This window comes from Sphingomonas sp. BL2 (genome assembly GCF_056680015.1).
Map to the genome: position 1 here is coordinate 2,756,556 of NZ_CM155261.1, position 20,005 is coordinate 2,776,560.

General features: G+C 65.7%; 20 protein-coding genes and 1 tRNA gene. 10 read left to right on the forward strand and 11 right to left on the reverse strand.

Going from position 1 to position 20,005, the window contains the following annotated elements:
• Positions 1-81: 81 nt before the first annotated feature.
• Positions 82-1,389: an SPOR domain-containing protein gene (locus tag AC1ME3_RS12890; RefSeq protein WP_480953463.1), complete on the forward strand. Its 1,308-nt coding sequence runs from the start codon at positions 82-84 to the stop codon at positions 1,387-1,389.
• A gap of 153 nt (positions 1,390-1,542) precedes the next feature.
• Here the strand turns inward: AC1ME3_RS12890 and AC1ME3_RS12895 are convergent, their stop codons facing one another.
• Genes AC1ME3_RS12895 through AC1ME3_RS12910 form a run of 4 tightly spaced genes read right to left on the reverse strand, consistent with a single transcriptional unit; the run spans position 1,543 to position 5,367 of the window.
• Positions 1,543-2,763 carry a dihydroorotase gene (locus AC1ME3_RS12895; RefSeq protein WP_480953464.1) on the reverse strand — a complete coding sequence of 407 codons (1,221 nt, stop codon included), beginning with the start codon at positions 2,761-2,763 and terminating at the stop codon, positions 1,543-1,545.
• Positions 2,760-3,746 (reverse strand): aspartate carbamoyltransferase catalytic subunit, encoded by a 987-nt coding sequence (locus AC1ME3_RS12900; RefSeq protein WP_480953465.1) that lies wholly within the window; start codon positions 3,744-3,746, stop codon positions 2,760-2,762. The genes AC1ME3_RS12895 and AC1ME3_RS12900 overlap by 4 nt, the downstream gene beginning before the upstream one ends.
• Before the next feature lie 50 nt (positions 3,747-3,796).
• Entirely contained in the window at positions 3,797-4,264 is a 468-nt protein-coding gene (ruvX, locus tag AC1ME3_RS12905) for a Holliday junction resolvase RuvX (RefSeq protein ID WP_480953466.1), read from the reverse strand.
• Complete coding sequence (locus AC1ME3_RS12910; RefSeq protein ID WP_480953467.1) at positions 4,261-5,367, reverse strand: DUF3089 domain-containing protein; 1,107 nt, start codon at positions 5,365-5,367, stop codon at positions 4,261-4,263. Before AC1ME3_RS12910 ends, ruvX begins: the two co-directional genes overlap by 4 nt.
• Positions 5,368-5,636: 269 nt before the next feature.
• On the opposite strand from AC1ME3_RS12910, the gene gatC reads away from it, so the two are divergent.
• From gatC to gatB, 3 genes are read left to right on the forward strand one after another with little or no spacing between them, the layout of a single operon-like run.
• Positions 5,637-5,939 carry an Asp-tRNA(Asn)/Glu-tRNA(Gln) amidotransferase subunit GatC gene (gene gatC, locus AC1ME3_RS12915; protein ID WP_056048145.1) on the forward strand — a complete coding sequence of 101 codons (303 nt, stop codon included), beginning with the start codon at positions 5,637-5,639 and terminating at the stop codon, positions 5,937-5,939.
• Positions 5,939-7,423: an Asp-tRNA(Asn)/Glu-tRNA(Gln) amidotransferase subunit GatA gene (gatA, locus tag AC1ME3_RS12920; RefSeq protein WP_480953468.1), complete on the forward strand. Its 1,485-nt coding sequence runs from the start codon at positions 5,939-5,941 to the stop codon at positions 7,421-7,423. Before gatC ends, gatA begins: the two co-directional genes overlap by 1 nt.
• A 1-nt stretch (position 7,424) precedes the next feature.
• The gene (gene gatB / locus AC1ME3_RS12925) at positions 7,425-8,906 is read left to right on the forward strand and encodes an Asp-tRNA(Asn)/Glu-tRNA(Gln) amidotransferase subunit GatB (RefSeq protein ID WP_480953469.1); all 1,482 of its coding nucleotides are present in this window, start codon (positions 7,425-7,427) and stop codon (positions 8,904-8,906) included.
• A 268-nt stretch (positions 8,907-9,174) separates the two neighbouring features.
• On the opposite strand, the gene AC1ME3_RS12930 is transcribed toward gatB, so the two are convergent.
• The 3 genes from AC1ME3_RS12930 to AC1ME3_RS12940 all read right to left on the reverse strand — a co-directional run bounded on the left by AC1ME3_RS12930 (position 9,175) and on the right by AC1ME3_RS12940 (position 10,250).
• On the reverse strand, positions 9,175-9,738 hold the full coding sequence (locus AC1ME3_RS12930) for a retropepsin-like aspartic protease family protein (RefSeq protein WP_480953470.1): 564 nt from the start codon (positions 9,736-9,738) through the stop codon (positions 9,175-9,177).
• A 135-nt stretch (positions 9,739-9,873) separates the two neighbouring features.
• A complete protein-coding gene (locus tag AC1ME3_RS12935) occupies positions 9,874-10,092 on the reverse strand; it encodes a hypothetical protein (protein WP_480953471.1) in 219 nt (72 codons plus the stop codon).
• A 2-nt stretch (positions 10,093-10,094) separates the two neighbouring features.
• The gene (locus tag AC1ME3_RS12940) at positions 10,095-10,250 is read right to left on the reverse strand and encodes a hypothetical protein (RefSeq protein WP_307085924.1); all 156 of its coding nucleotides are present in this window, start codon (positions 10,248-10,250) and stop codon (positions 10,095-10,097) included.
• A gap of 109 nt (positions 10,251-10,359) precedes the next feature.
• On the opposite strand from AC1ME3_RS12940, the gene AC1ME3_RS12945 reads away from it, so the two are divergent.
• The 5 genes from AC1ME3_RS12945 (at position 10,360) to clpX (ending at position 15,629) form a co-directional block, all read left to right on the forward strand.
• A tRNA-Leu gene (locus AC1ME3_RS12945) sits at positions 10,360-10,444 on the forward strand.
• 68 nt (positions 10,445-10,512) lie between these two features.
• A complete protein-coding gene (gene tig / locus AC1ME3_RS12950) occupies positions 10,513-12,168 on the forward strand; it encodes a trigger factor (RefSeq protein WP_480953472.1) in 1,656 nt (551 codons plus the stop codon).
• A gap of 212 nt (positions 12,169-12,380) precedes the next feature.
• Entirely contained in the window at positions 12,381-13,307 is a 927-nt protein-coding gene (locus AC1ME3_RS12955) for a glycosyltransferase family 2 protein (RefSeq protein ID WP_480953473.1), read from the forward strand.
• A gap of 232 nt (positions 13,308-13,539) precedes the next feature.
• The gene (locus tag AC1ME3_RS12960; protein ID WP_480953474.1) at positions 13,540-14,229 is read left to right on the forward strand and encodes an ATP-dependent Clp protease proteolytic subunit; all 690 of its coding nucleotides are present in this window, start codon (positions 13,540-13,542) and stop codon (positions 14,227-14,229) included.
• A gap of 134 nt (positions 14,230-14,363) precedes the next feature.
• Complete coding sequence (gene clpX, locus AC1ME3_RS12965; RefSeq protein ID WP_056048170.1) at positions 14,364-15,629, forward strand: ATP-dependent Clp protease ATP-binding subunit ClpX; 1,266 nt, start codon at positions 14,364-14,366, stop codon at positions 15,627-15,629.
• A 272-nt stretch (positions 15,630-15,901) separates the two neighbouring features.
• Here clpX and AC1ME3_RS12970 read toward each other — a convergent pair whose 3' ends face one another.
• Positions 15,902-16,354 (reverse strand): hypothetical protein, encoded by a 453-nt coding sequence (locus AC1ME3_RS12970; RefSeq protein WP_480953475.1) that lies wholly within the window; start codon positions 16,352-16,354, stop codon positions 15,902-15,904.
• A 100-nt stretch (positions 16,355-16,454) separates the two neighbouring features.
• Here AC1ME3_RS12970 and AC1ME3_RS12975 point away from each other — a divergent pair, with 100 nt between their 5' ends.
• Positions 16,455-17,579, forward strand: a complete 1,125-nt coding sequence (locus AC1ME3_RS12975) for a calcium:cation antiporter (RefSeq protein ID WP_480953476.1) — start codon at positions 16,455-16,457, stop codon at positions 17,577-17,579.
• Between the two features lie 2 nt (positions 17,580-17,581).
• Here the strand turns inward: AC1ME3_RS12975 and AC1ME3_RS12980 are convergent, their stop codons facing one another.
• From AC1ME3_RS12980 to AC1ME3_RS12990, 3 genes are read right to left on the reverse strand one after another with little or no spacing between them, the layout of a single operon-like run.
• The gene (locus tag AC1ME3_RS12980) at positions 17,582-17,968 is read right to left on the reverse strand and encodes a c-type cytochrome (protein ID WP_480953477.1); all 387 of its coding nucleotides are present in this window, start codon (positions 17,966-17,968) and stop codon (positions 17,582-17,584) included.
• On the reverse strand, positions 17,965-18,225 hold the full coding sequence (locus tag AC1ME3_RS12985) for a hypothetical protein (RefSeq protein WP_480953478.1): 261 nt from the start codon (positions 18,223-18,225) through the stop codon (positions 17,965-17,967). Before AC1ME3_RS12985 ends, AC1ME3_RS12980 begins: the two co-directional genes overlap by 4 nt.
• A gap of 50 nt (positions 18,226-18,275) precedes the next feature.
• On the reverse strand, positions 18,276-20,000 hold the full coding sequence (locus tag AC1ME3_RS12990; RefSeq protein WP_480953479.1) for a M1 family metallopeptidase: 1,725 nt from the start codon (positions 19,998-20,000) through the stop codon (positions 18,276-18,278).
• Between the last annotated feature and the right edge of the window lie 5 nt (positions 20,001-20,005).

A 20,005-nucleotide genomic window follows, 5' to 3' on the forward strand; every position in this document is an offset into this window, starting at 1 on the left:
CGATATGGCACTCCGTACGCGAATACCGGGAGTGGGAACTATGTGCGGTCTAGCGTTTGCCATGAAACAGGGATTGCCCCGATGACCACGCGCGGTCTCCTCCTCGGCGGCATCTCCGCCCTCCTGCTGGGCGGTACGATGGTCGGCTGTGCCGCGAACGGGGGCGGCATCGCGTCTGCCAGCGATCGCAACGCAGCACTCGCGGCAAAGGGCGCGGCCAGCACTGCGGCGCAGGCACAGGCGGCACTCGCGCGCAATGATGGTCCTGTGGCGATCGGCTATGCGGAGCGTGCGGTGGCGCTGATGCCGCAGCAGGCGGACTACCGGATGCTGCTCGGCCAAAGCTATCTCAAGGGCGGGCGGTTCGCCTCGGCCTCGCACGCGTTTGCCGACGCGCTGCAACTGTCGCCGACCAACGGCAGGGCGGCGCTCAACCTCGCGCTGTCGCAGATCGCAACCGGAGACTGGCAGTCGGCGCGCCACAGCCTCGAAGCGAACGCCGCGATCATCCCAGCGGTCGATCGTGGCCTTGCCCTTTCTTTGGCGGGCGACACCGCCGGTGGGATCGCGGTCCTGACCGAAGCAGCACGTTCGCCCGCGTCGAGCGCGAAGGTGCGCCAGAACCTCGCGCTGAGCTTCGCGCTGGCGGGACGGTGGCAGGAAGCACGCGTGGTCGCGGCGGCGGACATGGCACCAGCAGACGTCGACGCCCGACTCGAGCAATGGGCTTTGTTCGCTCAGCCGGCCAAGGCGTCGGACCAAGTGGCGAGCCTGCTCGGCGTTCGCGCAGTGGCGGATGCAGGACAGCCAGTCGCGCTGGCGTTGAACGCACCAGCGCCGGGTGTTCCGGAACAGGCCTTGGCAGCAGCGGATTCGGTCATCGCGCCGACCGAAGCTGCGCCTGTGCAGATCGCTTCGGTGTCAGCGGCTGGCGTCTCGAAGATCGCGTTCGGACCGCGGCAGGAGGTCGTCCAGGCGTTGCCGACGATGATGCTCCGTCCGGCCGGCGGCCCGATCAAGGTCGCGTCCGCACCCGTCTCATCCGGTCGCGGCATGGCGACCGCGGCGTATCAGGTGAAGGCGCCGGCGACCGGCAATTGGTACGTCCAGCTTGGCGCCTTCGAGAGCGCGGGGGTCGCAAGGGACGGCTGGGCCCGCGCCGCACACCGATTCGCGGTGCTCGCCAGCTATTCGCCGAACGGCATGACGTTCAAGGCGAAGGGAGAGGATGTCTACCGCCTGTCGGTCGGCGGGTTCAGCAAGTCGGCGGCGAATGCGATGTGCCGCCAGTATCACGCCAAGGGCGGCGCCTGCTTCGTCCGCCAAGGCGCGGGCGACGTCATGGCGCAGTGGTTGCGCAAGCCCGGCATGCAGATGGCGTCGCGGTAACCGGCACTGCCGCCTTGTTCGTCACACCGCTTCGATAGACGCCACCCCGGCGAAGGCCGGGGCCCAACTGGGGAACGTTTATAACTGAGCGCGGGCATCCGTTACGCCGACCTTGCCAATTGGGCCCCGGCCTCCGCCGGGGGGGGTGCACTCTCACCGAACCTCACGCCCACCCTTCCACAACCGCAGCACGCGCCCCTGAACCGGCAAGCCATCGAACGGCGTATTCCCCGCCTCCGCCAGGAACGCCTCCCCGACGATCTGCCAAGGCGCGAGCCGGTCGAACAGCATCAGGTCGGCCGGCTTGCCGACCTCCAGCGTTCCCGTATCCAGCCCCAGCACCCGCGCCGGATTGCTGGTGAGCAGCGCGAACAGCCGCTCCAGCGTCAGCAACTCGTCACGCACCAGCATCAGCGCGAGCGGCAACAGCGTCTCCGCCCCCGCCATCCCGCTGCTCGAATCGGTAAACGGCAGCCGCTTCTCCTCCGGCCCGCGCGGCTCGTGCCCCGAACACAGCACGTCGATCGTCCCGTCTGCGATGGCATCGAGCGCCGCACGACGATCGCTCTCCGCCCGCAAAGGCGGCGACAGCAGCGCGAACGACCGGAAATCACTGACCGCGATCTCCGACAGATGCAGATGCGCCGGCGTGATCCCGCACGTGACGGCAACGCCACGACGTTTAGCCGCCCGGATCAGGTCGAACCCGGCCGCCGTCGTCACCTGACGAATGTGGATCCGAGCCCCAGTATCCTCCGCGAGCATCAGGTCGCGCGCGATCGCCAGCGACTCCGCCACCGCCGGTGCGGCAGGCAGGCCAAGCCGCGTCGCCGTCTCGCCCTCGGTCGCGACCGCGCCGGCGGTTAGTCCGCCATCCTCGGCATGCGCGATCACCGTCACGTCGAGATCGCGGGCATAGGCCAGCACGCGCCGCATCACGGCACTGTCGGCGATCCAGTGCTTGCCCGTGCCCACCGCCTTCGCGCCAGCCGAAAGACAGATCGCCATCTCGGCAAGGTCATGGCCTTCGAGTCCCCGCGTGGCGGCGGCAATCGGGTGGATCCAGAGGTCAGGCTTGCCGATCAACGCCGCGCGCTGGACGATGCCGGGGTCGTCCAGCACCGGCGACTGGTCGGGCATAAGACCGATCCGCACGATCCCGCCAGCGCGGAAGGCGGCACGGTCGACCTTTGCCACGCCAAGATCGACGATCCCGGGTGCGACCGTCTTGCCGCCGCAATCGACGACCGTCGCATCGGCAGGAATATCGACGATCCCGGTCGCGACGATCACGCCGTCGCGAACCAGCAGATTGCCCTTCGTCACGCCGCCGACCGGGCAGGCGAGCGTCGCGTTGGTGAGCGCGAGGATCATGCCCAACCCTCCACGCCGCGTGCCCGCCTGGTCAGCACATCGAGGCACGCCATCCGGACGGCGACCCCCATCTCAACCTGCTCGGTAATCGCCGAACGCGCATGGTCAGCCACCGCGGAGTCGATCTCCACACCCCGGTTCATCGGCCCAGGATGCATCACCAGCGCATCAGGTGACGCCTTCGCCAACCGCTCCAGCGTCAATCCATAACGAAGGCGATACTCGCGCGTGGAGGGCACGTAAGCGCCATCCATCCGCTCGTTCTGCAACCGCAGCATCATTACCACGTCCGCACCCTCCAACGCCTTGTCGAAATCGGTAAACGCACGCACGCCCATCCGCTCGATCATCGGTGGCATCAGCGTCGACGGCGCACAAACGCGGACCTCGGCTGCAAGCGCGGTGAGCGCCAGGATGTTGGATCGCGCGACCCGGCTGTGCAGCAGATCGCCGCAGATCACGACGCGCTGCCCGGCGATCGCGCCCTTCCGCCGCCGGATCGTCAACGCATCGAGCAACGCCTGCGTCGGATGCTCGTGCCGCCCGTCGCCCGCGTTCAGCACCGGACAATCGACCTTGTCCGCAATCAGCCGCACCGCGCCGCTCGACATATGCCGGATCACGATCACGTCCGCGCGCATCGCGTTCAACGTCATCGCCGTATCGATCAGCGTCTCGCCCTTCTTCACGCTAGACTGCGCGGCGTGCATGTTGACGACGTCTGCCCCCAGCCGCTTCCCCGCGATCTCGAACGACAGCAAAGTCCGCGTGCTGTTCTCGAAAAACGCGTTGATCTGGGTAAGCCCAGCAAGCCGCTTGTCCGGCGTTGCATGAGTCCGGTTCGCCTCGACCCACGTCTCCGCCTCGTCGAGCAGGAACGCGATCTCGTGTGGCTGGAGCCCGTCGATACCGGTGAGATGCCGGTGCGGGAAGACGGCGCCGCCTTCGATGAGGGCGGCGGGGCGGTGATCTGAGGTGTGCATTAAAGCCGCGGGATAGTGGCGGCGGGGACGGGGGGCAAGGCCTTCGACCTTCAGATCTGTCGCGTCACCAGCGCATCGATCGCCGCCTGGAGGATATAGGCAGCTGCGTGATTGTCGATCCGATCGGCGCGCTTGGCCCGGCTCAGATCCTGCTCGATCATCGCGCGTTCGGCGGACACGGTCGACCAGCGTTCGTCCTGCATCAGGATCGGCAACCCCAAGTCCTTGAGGTTCTGTGCGAAGGCTCGCGTCGACTGCGAACGCGGGCTCTCGCTGCCGTCGAGGTTGATCGGCAGGCCGACGACCAAGCCGACGACCTTCTGCGCCTTGATGATCTCGACCAGTGCCAGCTTGTCCTTCTGGAACTTGGTCCGACGGATCAGGAGGGCAGGGCTCGCGAACGACCAGCCGGCGTCGCAGAGCGCGGTGCCGATCGTCTTGGTGCCGACGTCGAGGCCGATCAGCCGGCCGCCGTTCGGGAGCGCGTCGCGGAACTGCGCGGCGGAGAGCGTGATCATTTGAAGGCCTTCAGGCGGCGGTTGGCGTCGGCGCGGATGTTCGCCCAGAACAGGCTGTAGTCGTAGACGTGATAGTTGTTGCCGGGCAGCACATACGGCCCGAGGTTCGGGCCCTCTCCGATCAGCAGGAAGCCGCGGTCGGCACAGCGTGCAGGAACGCTGCCGATTGCGATCGTCGCGGTCTTCAGGTCCGCCGACGGGACGAGCGTGCCAAGGTTGGCGGTAGCGGGCGCCGTCGCGTCGGCGGTGCCGGTCAACGGGTTGGTGCAGACCATCGGCGTGCCCTTGCGCGGCTGGCCGTTGAATCCGGTGGTCTGGTCGTAGGCGTCGATGATCAGCGACGGGTCGGCAGGCTCGGCAAAGCTTTCCCATGACAGGATGCAACCGGTCTGGTCGGCGGCGCGGCATTCGGGGAGGCCCATGCGCGGCAGGTCGGTCGCGCGCGAGACGGGCCAGCCGACGACATAGGCTGCGACGATCCGTGCCTTAAGCTTCGGGTCGTTCGCAACGCGGTCGCGGAGCAGGCGGGTGAGGTGCAATGCACCCTGGCTGTGCCCGGCGAGGATGATCGGGCGGGTCGGGCCGGCTTCCTTGAGGAAGCGGTCGAACGCGGCGGAGACGTCGCCATAGGCGAGCGCGAGCGCGCGTTCGCTGTCCGCGACGCTGGTCAGGAACGCGCCGAACGTCGCCTGGCGATACCGCGGCGCCCAGATGTCCCCGGCCTCGTTGAACGCGCTCGCCTGGCCGCGCAGGAACAGTTCTGCCCGTGCATTGGTCTCGGGGTCGTCGATCGGCGCGTTCCAATGGTCGCGGTTGATATACGACGTCGGGTGGATGAAGAAGATCGCTGCTCCGGTGCCGGGCTTGCCGGGGGTGTAGCCAGGCGGCGTCCAGAGCGCGGGATTGCCGGGCGCATCGGGGCGGGCGAGCCACATGATCTTTCGCGCGTAGATGTTGCGCGGGGCTTCGCGTTGCGCCTGGAACGTCTCGCTCGGGACCATCACCGCGCGCATCAGCTGCGTGCCGAACAGGCGGTAGGCGAGCAGCGCGGCGATCGCGATGACGATCATCGCGGCGACGAAATAGAGAAACTTGCGGGCCAAGCGGGACCTTCCGTGCAGGCGGTGTCGCTCCCGTGCCGTATGCGGGGGAAGGTTGCAATGTACTCCCTCACGTTGGTCGGACTCGAACGATCCTCCCCCGCCAGGGGGAGGTGGCTGGCACTTGCCAGACGGAGGGGGAGGTGAGGGTAACAGCCGTTCCGTGTCCTCCCCCTCCGTCGCTTCGCGCCACCTCCCCCTGGCGGGGGAGGATTGCTGCTCGGGCGGGAAACATATTGCGCCCCCGCCGCGCCGGGTGCTAGCCGCACAGCATGTCCGTAGATACTGCAACCGTGAAGCGGATCGCGAGCCTTGCGCGCATCGCGATCACCGACGAGGACGCCGCCCGCATGGCGCCGGAACTCGGAAACATCCTTGGCTGGATCGAGATGCTCGAAGAGGTCGACACGACCGGTATCGAGCCGATGACCGCCGTCATCCCCAACACGCTGCGGCTGCGCGACGACGTCGTCAACGCCGACCCGCTGACCGGCGGCGGGATCCGCGAGCAGGTTCTCGCCAACGCGCCCGTGGCCGAACACGGGTTCTTCGCCGTGCCGAAGGTGATCGAATAATGAGCGAACTTACCGATCTCGGCATCGCAGGCATCCGCGACGGCGTCCGCGATGGCAGCTTCAAGGCGCGCGAAGTCGCCGATGCGTTCATCGTAAAGGTGAGCCAGGCCAAGGCGTTGAACGCGTTTCTTGTCGAGACGCCCGAACACGCGATCGCCGCCGCCACCGCGGCCGATACCGCGCGCGAAGCCGGCGAGACGCTCAAGCCGCTGGCCGGCGTGCCGATCGGCATGAAGGACCTGTTCTGCACGAAGGGCGTCACGACGACCGCGGCGAGCCACATCCTCGAAGGCTTCACGCCGACCTACGAGTCGACCGTCTCGCAGAATTTGTGGAACGCGGGCGCGGGGATGCTCGGCAAGCTGAACATGGACCAGTTCGCGATGGGCTCGTCGAACGAGACGTCGGCGTTCGGCAACGTGATCTCGCCGTGGAAGCGCAACGATGGCGGTAACGCCTCGCTGGCACCCGGCGGCTCGTCGGGCGGTTCGTCGTCGGCAGTCGCCGCGCGGCTCTGCCCCGGCGCGACCGGCACCGACACCGGCGGCTCGATCCGCCAGCCTGCCGCCTTCACCGGCATCAGCGGTATCAAGCCGACCTATGGCCGCTGCTCACGCTGGGGAACGATCGCGTTCGCCTCGTCGCTCGATCAGGCGGGACCGATGGCACGCGACGTCCGCGACTGCGCGATCCTGCTCGAGGCGATGGCCGGGTTCGATGCGAAGGACGGCACCTCGTTGCAGCTCGACGTGCCGAAGTGGGAAGCAGGTTTGTCCGGCAATCTCAATGGCCTGCGCGTCGGCATTCCCAAGGAATATCGCGTCGACGGGATGCCCGAGGAGATCGAGGCGCTCTGGCAGCAGGGCATCGAATGGATGAAGGATGCCGGCGCGACGATCGTCGAAGTCTCGCTCCCGCACACCAAATATGCGCTGCCCGCCTATTACATCATCGCGCCCGCCGAAGCGTCGTCGAACCTCGCGCGCTATGACGGCGTCCGCTACGGTATCCGCGACCTGCCGACCGGCGCTGGCCTGCAGGACATGTACGCCGCGACGCGTGCGGATGGCTTCGGCCCTGAGGTGAAGCGCCGCATCATGATCGGCACCTACGTGCTGTCGGCCGGCTTCTACGACGCGTATTACACGCAGGCGCAGAAGGTCCGGACGCTGATCGCGCGCGATTTCGAGCGGGCTTGGGAGACGTGCGACGTGCTGCTGACCCCGACCGCACCGTCGGCGGCGTTTGCACTCGGCGAGAAGTCGGCCGATCCGATCGCGATGTATTTGAACGACGTGTTCACCGTGCCGTCGAGCCTCGCAGGCCTGCCGGCGATGTCGGTGCCGGGCGGTCTCGACAAGCAGGGTCTGCCGCTCGGGCTGCAGATCATCGGCAAGCCGCTCGACGAGCAAGGCGTGCTGAACGCAGGGCTCGCGATCGAACAGCGAGCTGGATTCACCGCGCGACCAGAGGCTTGGTGGTAACATGAGCGATTATCGTATCCAGGGCGAAACCGGCGAGTGGGAGGTCGTGGTCGGCCTCGAAGTGCACGCGCAGGTGACGTCGAACGCCAAGCTCTTCTCGGGCGCGGCGACCGCGTTCGGCGCGGAGCCCAACACGCAGGTGTCGCTGGTCGACGCAGCGATGCCGGGCATGCTGCCGGTCCCGAACCGCGGGTGCATCCGCCAGGCGGTCCGCACCGGCATGGCGATCGAGGCGCAGATCAACAAATGGTCGCGGTTCGACCGGAAGAACTATTTCTACGCCGATCTGCCGCAGGGCTATCAGATCAGCCAGCTCTATCATCCAATCGTGGGTGAGGGCGCGATCGACATCAGCCTCGACGAGAAGAACCCCGACGCCGCGGGCAAGCGGATCGGCGTCGAGCGCATCCATGTCGAGCAGGATGCCGGCAAGCTGATGCACGACCAGCATCCGACCCAGTCGTACGTCGATCTCAACCGGTCGGGCGTCGCGCTGATGGAGATTGTGTCGAAGCCGGATCTGGCATCGCCAGCGGAAACAGGGGCTTACCTGCGGAAGCTGCGATCCATCCTGCGCTATGTCGGATCGTGCGACGGCAACATGGAAGAGGGCTCGATGCGCGCCGACGTCAACGTCAGCGTGCGCAAGCCCGGCGACGAGCTGGGCACGCGGACCGAGACGAAGAACGTCAATTCGGTGCGCTTTGTGATGGCGGTGGTCGAGCAGGAGGCCAGGCGTCAGGTCGAGGTGCTCGAAGCCGGCGGCAAGATCCAGCAGGAGACGCGGCTCTACGATCCCGATCGCAACGAGACGCGCTCGATGCGGTCGAAGGAAGATGCGCATGATTATCGCTACTTCCCGGATCCCGATCTGTTGCCGCTGGTGCTCGACGACGCGTTCCTGGCCGAGTGTCGGGCTTCGTTGCCCGAGCTGCCGGATGCGAAGCGCGCGCGGTACGAGGCGCTCGGGATTGCCGCGTATCAGGCGACAGTGCTGACCGCCGAGGTCGAGGCGGCGCGGTGGTTCGATGCGTTGCTCGACGCGGGCGTGAAGCCGGCGGCGGCGGCGAACTGGACGACGTCGGAGCTGTTCGGTGCGCTGAACCGGACCGGCAAGGATATCGAGAACTCGCCGGTGTCGCCGGCGCAGGCGGCGGAGCTGCTAGGGCTGATCGCGGACGGCACGCTGTCGGGGAGCCTCGCGAAGCAGGTGTTCGAGGTGATGCTCGAGACCGGCGACGGCGCGGCGAAGGTGGTCGAGGATCGCGGATTGAAGCAGACCAGCGATACTGGCGCTATCGAGGCTGTGATTGCTGACGTGATGGCGGCGAATGCGGACAAGGTTGCCGATTATCGTGGCGGCAAGGATAAGCTGTTCGGGTTCTTTGTCGGGCAGACGATGAAGGCTATGGGGGGGAAGGCTAACCCTGCTGTCGTGAATGAGGTGTTGAAGGGGATGCTTGGGGAGTCGGTGGCTTCGTAAGGGGGTGCTTGCGCGGTAACCGGTTTCCCGCACTTCCTGTTCTCCCGCGAAGGCGGGAGTCCAGGGTAACGGAACGCGGCACTGCTTGATTCCTGGGCCCCCGCGTTCGCGAGGGAACAGAAGGGGAGCCATCTCCCCAACAGGCACCACCCCGGCGAAGGCCGGGGCCCAATTGGGGGACGTTGCTGACGGAGGGCAGCGGCTCGTTACTGCAGACGTTCCAATTGGGCCCCGGCCTTCGCCGGGGTGGTTGTGTACGGAGGCGGCGTTACCCGTCCACCTTTTGCGGATGATGCGGCACCAGGATCAGCGTGTTCTCCTCCACCCGCCACGACGCGAGCCGCGACAGGAAGTTCATCCCGAGCACGTTCGTCTCGCCAAACGCCGGCGACACCACGACCTGCAAATCCCGCGCAACGATCGCACCCAGGCGCAGCGAGCCAATCGTCCCCGTCTTCGCCGCGACAGACCCGTTGGCGGTCTGCAAAACGATCGGCACCACACCAACGCGCGCCTCAACCCCGGCAGCGTCCGCAGTCTTCTCGGAAATCGCGGTAATCGTCGCTCCGCTATCGATCAGCAGCCGCTGGCTTACCCCGTCGATCGTAGCGCGTGCCCAGAAATGCCCATCCGACGACATCCGGATACGGACCTCGCCGCCAACCACCTGCTGGTCCTCGATCTTCAGGAACCGCGCGATCTTGCCGACATAGGGATCGAACTGGCGCCGCTGGTCGACCGCGACGAACAGCAGTCCGACGAGGACAAGCGTCATCGCCAGATTGACGAGCGTGCGAATGATGGGGATGCGCTGCGCTACGATCAGCAGCAATACGGCGAGCCCGAGCGCGATATAGACGCTCTGGTGCTCGGCGAAGGTGGGAATCGTGGGGATTATCGAGTCCTGATTGGTGGAGGTGGCACCGTATAGATAGCCACCCCCGCCTGTATGGTGGCTGACGCGAGCTTACTGCGCGTCGTTGTCCTGGTTCTTCACGACGCCACCGGTACCACCGACGCCATCGGGCATGCCGGTGTCCGTGAACGTCTCGGGCTCGTTGCCACCTTCGCCACGCTCGACCGCGTCGGAGCGCGACTCAACCGCCTGTTCGATATCGCTGCGGGTATCCTCATCACGATCCTGGGGGAGCGTTTCGGGGTTCGTGCCGGAATGCGGATCGCTCACGCTCAAAACTCCGGCTGGACGGGCGCGGGATCGTTCGACGGCGTTCCAGGGGCGGGAAAGTCGACGTCCGGTGCGGGCGGATTGAACTCCGGCGGCGGCGCGGTCGGCTCGACGGGCGACGTCGGGGTCGGAAATTCTGCCGGGGGTTGGGTAGCCATGATGTCTCTCCTTCTGGATGTTCAACGCCTGTAATCATCGGGAGTTGCCTATCTGCTTGCCCCGGCATGCATCGTTGGTATAGACGCGCCCGCTACGGCGATGTCCTGTGCGGGCGTGGCGGAACTGGTAGACGCGCTTGGTTTAGGTCCAAGTATCGCAAGATGTGGGGGTTCGAGTCCCTTCGCCCGCACCAGCCCGCCGCGCAGGCGAGGCGACCGCCCGAAGAATTATCCTGAATGCTCTTTTAGACAAAGGCCGGACATGCAGACTGTCGAGACGTTGAACGAGGGCCTCAAGCGCGCCTTTACGCTCACCATCACCGCGAAGGATATCGATGCCAAGGTCGATGTCGAGCTGAAGCGCCTCGCGCCGCAGATGAAGATGCCGGGCTTCCGTCCGGGCAAGGTGCCGGCGAACCTTATCCGCAAGATGCACGGTCCGGCGCTGACGCAGGACGCGCTGAACGCGGCGATCCAGGAGAGCGTCCAGACGCTCGTCGCCGAGAAGCAGCTTCGCCCCGCGATGCAGCCTTCGGTCGAGCTGGAAGACGGCTATGACCTCGGCAAGGACGCCGTGGTCAAGGTCGAGATGGAGGTCCTCCCGCAGGTCCCCGCACCGGCGATCGACGGCCTGAAGCTCGAGCGTCTGACCGTGCCCGTCGCCGACGACGCTGTGACCGAGCAGCTCCAGAAGTTCGCCGACCAGCAGAAGAAGTGGGACGACGCAGCTGACGATTACGTCGCCAAGATGGGCGATCTCGTCACCGTCGATTTCGTCGGCAAGACCGCCGACGGCGTCGCGTTCGAGGGCGGCACGGGCACCGACATGGGCGTCGAGCTCGGTTCGGGTCGTCTCATCCCCGGCTTCGAGGATCAGCTCGTCGGCGTGAAGACCGGCGACGACAAGGTCCTGAACGTGACCTTCCCCGAGGAGTATCAGGAGAAGTCGCTCGCGGGCCAGCCGGCGACGTTCGACATCACCGTCAAGTCGGTGAAGACCGCGGGCGAGAGCAAGATCGACGAGGATCTGGCGAAGTCGCTGGGTCTTGAGAGCCTCGAGCAGCTCACGGGCTTGCTCAAGGGTCAGATCGAGCAGGAGCATAACGGTCTCACGCGCACGCATATGAAGCGCAAGCTGCTCGACCAGCTCGCCGAGGGTCACGACTTCGAAGTACCGCCATCGATGGTCGAGGCCGAGTTCAACCAGATTTGGTCGCAGCTCCAGCACGAAGCCACGCACGAAGCCGATCCGGAGGCCGCGATGGCCGAGATGGAAGGCGAGCGCGACGATTACCGCAAGATCGCCGAGCGTCGCGTGCGCCTTGGCCTGCTCCTGTCCGAGATCGGCCAGGCGAACGGCGTCGAGGTTTCGAACCAGGAAATGCAGCGTCTGCTCGCCCAGGCCGCGCAGCAATATCCCGCCGAGCAGCGCCAGCAGTTCATGCAGTACGTCCAGCAGGAGCCGATGGCGGCTGCCCAGCTGCGGGCGCCGCTGTATGAGGACAAGGTCGTCGACTTCCTGTTCGAGAAGGCCGAGATCACCGACCGCGAAGCGACGCGCGAGGAGCTGGAAGCAGCGATCGAGAGCGAGGACGGGTTCGCCAGCGGCACGCACACGCATGATCACGACAACCACAAGCCGAAGAAGAAGGCTGCTGCCAAGAAGGCCAAGCCAGCTTCGGACGAGGCTGCTTCGGACGACGCCGTGACGGACGAGGCACCTGCTTCGGACGCGACGGAAGAGGCCAAGCCTGCGAAGAAGGCGCCTGCCAAGAAGAAGGCGGCTCCGGTCGAAGCAGAGACCGCCGTGACGGAATCGTCGCCGGTTGCTGCCGAGAACGCAGAGGGCACCGAAGCTGCCGACGCACCGGCGAAGAAGCCGCGCGCGAAGAAGGCTCCGACCAAGACCGAGGGGTAACTTACGTTCGAGCGCCTCAGTAATTGAGGCGCTCCAGCCCACCGGGTCACCTCCCCGGCGGAGGCCGGGGTCCAATTGGAAAGGTAGCTGTAACGATGCGCGATGCTTCGTTATGGACCTTTCCCAATTGGGCCCCGGCCTCCGCCGGGGAAGTGCGTTTTGAAGGTGGTTCGGTGGCCGAAAATACCGTTTTCAACTCCGCAGGGCAGGCAATGACCGAACCGAGAATCGCCGTCCTGCTGCCCTGCTACAACGAAGAGGCCGCGATCGCGCAGACGATCGCCGGGTTCCGCGATGCGCTGCCCGGCGCCACCATCTACGTCTACGACAACAACAGCGCCGACCGCACGATCGAGGTCGCGCGCGCCGCTGGCGCCGTCGTCCGGACCGAACGCATCCAGGGCAAGGGCGCCGTCGTCCGCCGCATGTTCGCCGACATCGACGCTGACATCTACGTCATGGCCGACGGCGACGCGACATACGACGCTGCCTCCGCGCCGGCACTAGTGAAGCGCGTCCTCGACGAGCAACTCGACATGGTCGTCGGCTCGCGCATCAGCCAGGTCCAGGAAAGCTACCGCCGCGGCCACCGCTTCGGCAATGCGCTGCTCACCGGCATGCTCGCCCGCCTGTTCGGCCGCAGCTTCACCGACATCCTCTCGGGCTACCGCGTGTTCTCGCGCCGGTTCGTGAAGAGCTTCCCGTCGTTGTCCGCCGGGTTCGAGATCGAGACCGAGATCAGCGTCCACGCGCTCGAACTCAAGATGCCGATCGGCGAGGTCGAGACGCCCTATTACGCGCGCCCTGAAGGCTCCGAATCGAAGCTCAGCACGTACGGCGACGGCTGGCGCATCCTCCGCACGATCATGACGCTCTACCGGATCGAGCGCCCGCTCTGGTTCTTCGGCGCGATCGGCAGCGTGTTCGGCCTCCTCGCGCTGATCCTCGGCATCCCGCTGGTGCTGACGTACATCGAGATCCACCAGGTGCCGCGCTTCCCGACCGCGATCCTGATCACCGGCCTCGGCATCTTCGCCGCCCTCAACGTCTTCACCGGCCTGATCCTGGACACGGTCGTAAGAGGCCGCCGCGAAGTCCGAAGGCTGGCCTACCTCGCATACCCCGCCCCAGGCATCTGACTCCCTCGCCCCTTCGGGGAGAGGGAAGGAGGAGCCACTTGGCGACGGGAGGGTGAGGGGAGGTTGGCGGATCCCAACGTCCCCTCACCCTCCCACCCGCAAGTGCGTGCGGGCCCCTCCCTCTCCCCGGAGGGGCGAGGGTAAGCCGTCCCCATACGGCGATGCGGAGGGCTTGAACTCCCCTCCCGGACCGCCGATGTTAGCGGTTCACTGGGGCATAAGAGAGATTTCCATGCACAATCCGTTCGAGACCGGCGATTTCGCGAGCCCGTTGGCCAGCGCCGGGCTCGGCCTGCAGCAGACGCAAGCAGGCCTGGTTCCCATCGTCATCGAGCAGTCGAACCGCGGCGAGCGTTCGTTCGACATCTTCTCGCGCCTGCTCCGCGAGCGCATCATCTTCGTGACCGGTGGCGTCGAGGACGGCATGGCCTCGCTGATCACCGCGCAGTTGCTTTTCCTCGAGTCCGAGAACCCGAAGAAGGACATCTTCATGTATATCAACTCGCCGGGCGGTGTCGTCACGGCGGGCATGGCGATCCACGATACGATGCGGTACATCCGTCCGCGCGTCGGCACCGTCTGCATCGGCCAGGCAGCCTCGATGGGCAGCTTCCTGCTTGCGAGCGGCGAGCCCGGCATGCGCGTCGCGATGACCAACGCGCGAATCATGATCCATCAGCCATCGGGTGGTGCACAGGGCATGGCCAGCGACATCGAGATCCAAGCCCGCGAGATCCTGCGCATCCGCAAGCGCATGAACGAACTGTATTCGCAGTATACCGGCCAGCCGATCGAAGAGATCGAGCGCCGGATGGACCGCGATACGTTCCTCGAAGCGAACGAAGCGAAGGATTTCGGGCTGATCGACGAGGTGTTCGACAAGCGTCCGGCGGTATCCGAGGACGCTCCGAAGCCTGTCTGATACTCGCCTGAACGACACTGGCATGGGGTGAATCGTAAACCCCGCCGGTTTATTTGATTGTAGGAACTCCGGGGTGCGTTACGGTAGCGGCCCCGGAAACGGCACGTGCACCGACATGCGCGAGAGGTGATTGAATGACGAAGCTGAGCGGTGGCGACTCGAAGAGCACCCTCTATTGCTCGTTCTGCGGGAAGTCGCAGCACGAGGTCCGCAAGTTGATCGCCGGGCCGACGGTCTTCATCTGCGACGAGTGCGTCGAGCTATGCAACGACATCATCCGTGAGGAGACGAAGTCTGCGCTGGTGTCCAAGAAGGACGGCGGCGTGCCGACTCCGCAGGAGATTTGCGACGTCCTCGACGATTACGTGATCGGCCAGAAGCGCGCCAAGCGCGTGCTGTCGGTGGCGGTGCATAATCACTACAAGCGGCTCAACCACGGCGCCAAGGGTGCCGATGTCGAGCTGTCCAAGTCGAACATCCTGCTCGTCGGGCCGACCGGGTGCGGCAAGACGCTGCTCGCGCAGACGCTCGCCCGCATCCTCGACGTGCCGTTCACGATGGCCGATGCGACGACGCTCACCGAAGCGGGGTACGTCGGCGAGGATGTCGAGAACATCATCCTCAAGCTGCTCCAGGCGTCGGACTACAATGTCGAGCGGGCACAGCGCGGGATCGTCTATATCGACGAGATCGACAAGATTTCGCGCAAGGCCGAGAACCCCTCGATCACGCGAGACGTGTCGGGCGAAGGCGTGCAGCAGGCGTTGCTCAAGCTGATGGAAGGCACGACCGCGTCGGTGCCTCCGCAGGGTGGTCGCAAGCATCCGCAGCAGGAATTCCTGCAGGTGGATACGACCAACATCCTGTTCATCTGCGGCGGTGCGTTCTCGGGTCTCGAGAAGATCATCGGCGATCGCCTTCAGGGCAAGTCGATCGGCTTCGGCGCGTATGTGGCCGGACCGGACGAGCGCAAGACGGGCGAGACGCTGAAGTCGGTCGAGCCCGAGGATCTGCTGAAGTTCGGGCTTATCCCAGAGTTCGTCGGCCGCTTGCCGGTGATCGCGACGCTCGAGGATCTCGATGTCGACGCGCTGGTGAAGATCCTCAAGGAGCCGAAGAACGCGCTGGTCAAGCAGTACCAGAAGCTATTCGAGATGGAGGACGTCGCGCTCGGTTTCACCGACGACGCGCTGGTCTCGGTCGCCAAGAAGGGCATCGAACGCAAGACCGGCGCGCGCGGGCTTCGCTCGATCCTCGAGAGCATCCTGCTCGACACGATGTTCGACCTGCCCGGCATGGACGGCGTCGATGAGGTGATGATCGACAAGGACGTGATCGAAGGCCGCAAGGAACCGATCCGCGTTTATGCGGAGAAGAAGAAGACGGGCGACGCTGCGTAGGGCGGGGTTGGTTTGAGATACGGGAAGGGGCGTCGAGCGATCGGCGCCCCTTTTTTGTTTCGCTGAGAGCGCGCGATCTGAAAACACCCCACCCGTTGGAGTGAAACTCGTCCATAAAACCCGGACCGTCATCCTGACGAAAGTCAGGACCCAGAGCCAAGAAGACCTGCGCTAGGTATTCTGGGTCCTGACTTTCGTCAGGATGACGGGGGGGGGCACCAAACCGCGTCGCCTCGTTCTCACCGATCGCCGTGAGAAGAGTAAGGACAGAACTACGAGGTCAGTAGCCGAACCCGCTCCAGATCCTTGGGACGTCCGAACAGCCTGAGCATTTCGGCCAGTTCAGCACGGTCAGGCACATAAACTACGGACCCGTCGACGAGGACAGGCACGCGCGTCCGGGGTAGCACCTCCGTCCACCCCGATCCCGTCGCAACACGAAACCCCGCCATGAGCTCGACGACCAAAGGTGGCGTCTCCCATTGCGCGAACAGCGTCGACCGGAAGAGCGCACTCGCGCCGTCCTCAATGGGTACGACCCCGAGCTGGTCCATCGACCGCCGAGCATCTGTCACGCTCATCAGCACATCGACATCGCCAACCTCGATCGGCGCCACTCCGTGGAGCGCCACCGCCGTGCTCGCAATGACACACCACGGGTCGTGCGCATCCCGCATCGCATCTGCGACCATGACCAGCGTTTCGCGAAGATCGGCGGACAGCATCGCCGCATCCTACCCGATCCGCGCCGCCCCGCAATTGCCCCGACTCGGACCCTTATCGGCCCTCGCGCATTCGTTGACCAAGTGGAACGAGGGAGCATGCATGACGATCGAAGTGGCCGACCGACCGAACGAACACGTAGTGGAGACGATGTCGGACCGCTTGGCGCTACCGATCTGGACGCTGATCGCGCCGGGCCTGGGGCTGCTCGCCGTCCTCGTCGGCCTCGCCAAGATGGGCACGCTCGGCACCGCCGCCGCCGTGATCGTGCTGATCGGCAGTGTGCTCGCCGCGGTCCACCACGCCGAGGTCATCGCGCATAAGGTCGGCGAGCCGTTCGGGACGCTCGTCCTCGCGATCGCGGTCACCGTGATCGAGGTCTCGCTGATCGTCTCGCTGATGCTCTCCAACGCCGGCGACGCGACCACGCTCGCGCGCGATACGGTGTTCGCGGCGATCATGATCATCCTCAATTTCATCATCGGCATCTGCCTGCTCGCGGGCGCGGTGCGGCATCATGAGCAGCGGTTCACGCTGAAGGGAATGACCGCAGCGCTCGGCGTGCTCGCGGCGATGGCGGTGCTGTCGCTGATCCTGCCGAACTATACGTCGTCGACACAGGGCCCGACCTACGCGGCATCGCAATTGATGTTCGTCGCGGTCGTATCGCTGATCCTCTACGGGACGTTCGTGCTGGTGCAGACGGTGCGCCACCGCGATTATTTCCTGCCGTCGACCGACGATAAGGACGATCACGCCGCGCCGCCATCGGGTCGCGCGACGGGCATCGCCTTCGCCGCGCTGCTGGTCGCGCTGGTGTCGGTGGTGCTGCTCGCGAAGACGCTGTCACCGACGATCGAGGCCGCGGTGCTCGGTGCCGGCCTGCCGCTGACCGTGGTCGGCGTGGTGATCGCCGCGCTGGTGCTCGCGCCTGAAAGCTTGGCTGCCTACAAGTCGGCGCGGCGCAACCGGTTGCAGACCAGTCTCAACCTTGCACTAGGCTCCGCGCTGGCGACGATCGGGCTGACGATTCCGAGCGTCGCGATCGTATCGCTGGTCCTCGACCTCCCGATAGCGCTCGGCATCGACGCGAAGAGCATGACGCTGCTGGCCCTGTCGCTGTTCGTGGCGACGCTGTCGCTCGGCACTGGGCGGACGACGGTGTTGCAGGGCGTCGTCCACCTCGTGATCTTCGCCGCATATCTCTTCACGACGGTGGTGCCGTAAGCTCAGGGCCCCTGCGTCGACAGATATGCGATGACGTCGGCGCGGTCCTTTGGATCGGGGAGGCCTGCGAAGGCCATCGTCGTGCCGGGCACCATCTTGCGCGGGTTGGTGAGCCAGGCGTCCATGCGCTTGGCGTCCCATTTGCCGCCCAGCGCTTTCAGCCCAGCGGTGTAGGAGAAGCGCGGACGCCGCTCACCGATCGGGCCGCCCATAACGCCGTAGAGGTTCGGCCCATCGGTATCGCCCGCATATTGCCCAATCGTGTGGCACGCGGTGCAGCGGCGGAAGACACGTTCGCCGCTGGCGATCTGGCTGGTCGTGCCGGCGTCGGGACTCGAACCGCAGCCGGCGAGCGCCAGTGCCAGGAGGGGCCACCGCGGCAGGGTCATCGCTTTCGGCGTGCAGCCAAGGCTAGGCCGGCGGCGATCTGCACGACGGCGTAGAGGCGACGGCGGCCGGGGCGGTCGACGAACGGTGCGACGAGTTTCTCGGTGCCAAGCGCGTCGTCCTTCCAGAGATCGACGTGGCGGCGCGGTTGCAACAGCCCGATCAACCCGTCGCCGACCATGAAGATCGCCGCCATCTCTGCCGCGCGCGATCCCCAGATGTTCTCCTGCGCACGCAGGGCCCCAGGAGTTACGGGCATCGTCTCTTGGGACCCTGGGCCCCCGCCTTCGCGGGGGAACGGTGGAAAGGTCATTGGGGCTTGGCCTTCGCAGCTTGTGTGGCTTTCCAGGCGGCAACGTCTTCGAGTGCAATACTACGCCGCAAGACCAGCGCATCCGGATCGATCACGACATGCGCGCCCGCCAGGACCGACAAGCTCGCCTTTCCCCCAGTCATCGGCAAAGTCCGCGTCTTGCCGTCGATCTGCACCTGCACCGGCAGCGGGAACGGGCCATTCCCCGGCACCTTCCAGGCCAAAGTCAGCATATTCCCCGTCCGCGTCTCGACCAGTTCAGGCAGCGCCGCCTGCCGAAGATACACGTCGAAGAACCATTTATAGTCCTTCCCCGTCACTTTCCGCATGAGCGCCTCATATTCCTTCGTCGACCCGAATCGCGGCGCAAAATTCCCCGGTTTCGGGTCCGCGCGCCCGTACACGGCCAGCCGCGTCACATCGAAGAACGCCTTGTCGCCGATCAGCGCGCGCAGCGTGTGGAGCATCCACGAGCCCTTGTAGTAGATGTCCTGCCCCGCACCGCCCTTGTCGAGTTCGTACACCTCCTCCTCGGTGGTGACACGCTGTTGCGTGATCGGCTTGAGGTTCATGATCGACGCGCGTTCGGTCTGCATGATCGTCGCGTACCGCGCACGCCCCTCGCGCCACTGGCCATAGAGCGGCTGCATGTATGTGCCGTAGCCCTCGTGCAGCCAGTAATCGTCCCAATTGGCGGCGGTCAGCTGGTTGCCGAACCACTCATGCGCGAACTCGTGCTGGAACAGCCAGTCGAACCCCTCCGGCGCCTTGGCGTACTCGTTGCCGTACGCGTTGATCGTCTGGTGCTCCATGCCCTTGTGCGGCGTCTCGACCACGCCGACCTTCTCGTCGCCGAACGGGTAGGGCCCGATCATGCTCTCGAAGAAATCGAGCGTCGGCGCGAACTCGGCGAACAGCTTTTCCGCCTGCACCTTCTCGCCCGGCAGGTACCAGTAAAACATTGGGATGCTGTTGCCGAACCGGCTCTTGTAGGTGCCGCTGATCTCCTCATACGGCCCGACGTTCAGCGCGATGCCATAGGTATTGGGATGCTTGGCGCGCCAGTTCCACGTCGTCCGCCCATCAGCCAGCGTATCGACGCCGAGCAGCACGCCGTTAGACGGCGCCTTCAGCCCCTTCGGCACGGTAATGTGCAGCGTCACCAGCGCGGGCTCGCCGGTTGGAAAGTCCAGACACGGCCAGAACAGGTCGCAGCCATAGCCCTCCGCGGTCGTCGCGAACCAGGCGCGACCGTCGGGCGTCTTCGACCAGACCATCCCGTCGTCCCACGGCGCCTTCACCGCGACGTGCGGCGTGGCGCCATAAGTAATCTTCGCGGTGACCTTGCCGCCGGCTGCGACCGGCTTGGGCAGCGTGATCATGAGCCGTCCCTCGGGATTGCTCCACGCCGAGGGGGCGAGCGGCACACCGTCGATCGCGATCGCGCTGACCGGCAGATTGCGGTCGAGGTCGATCGGCAAGCGGGTGAGGGGGGCCTTGGCCGTAAAGACCAGCGTGGCGACACCGTTCAGGCTCTCCGTCTCGGGCAGCACTTCGAACGCCAAGTCCGCGCTGTCGAACCGAAGCGCGGTCTGTTCGGGTGTCAGTACGCCACCAGACCGCTGCGTCTGCGCGGTGATCGCGGGCTCGCCCTTCTTCGGGAGCGGGGCGGCGGCTAGAAGCGCGGTGGCGCTGGCGGCGAGGAGAAAACGCGAGATCATGCCGC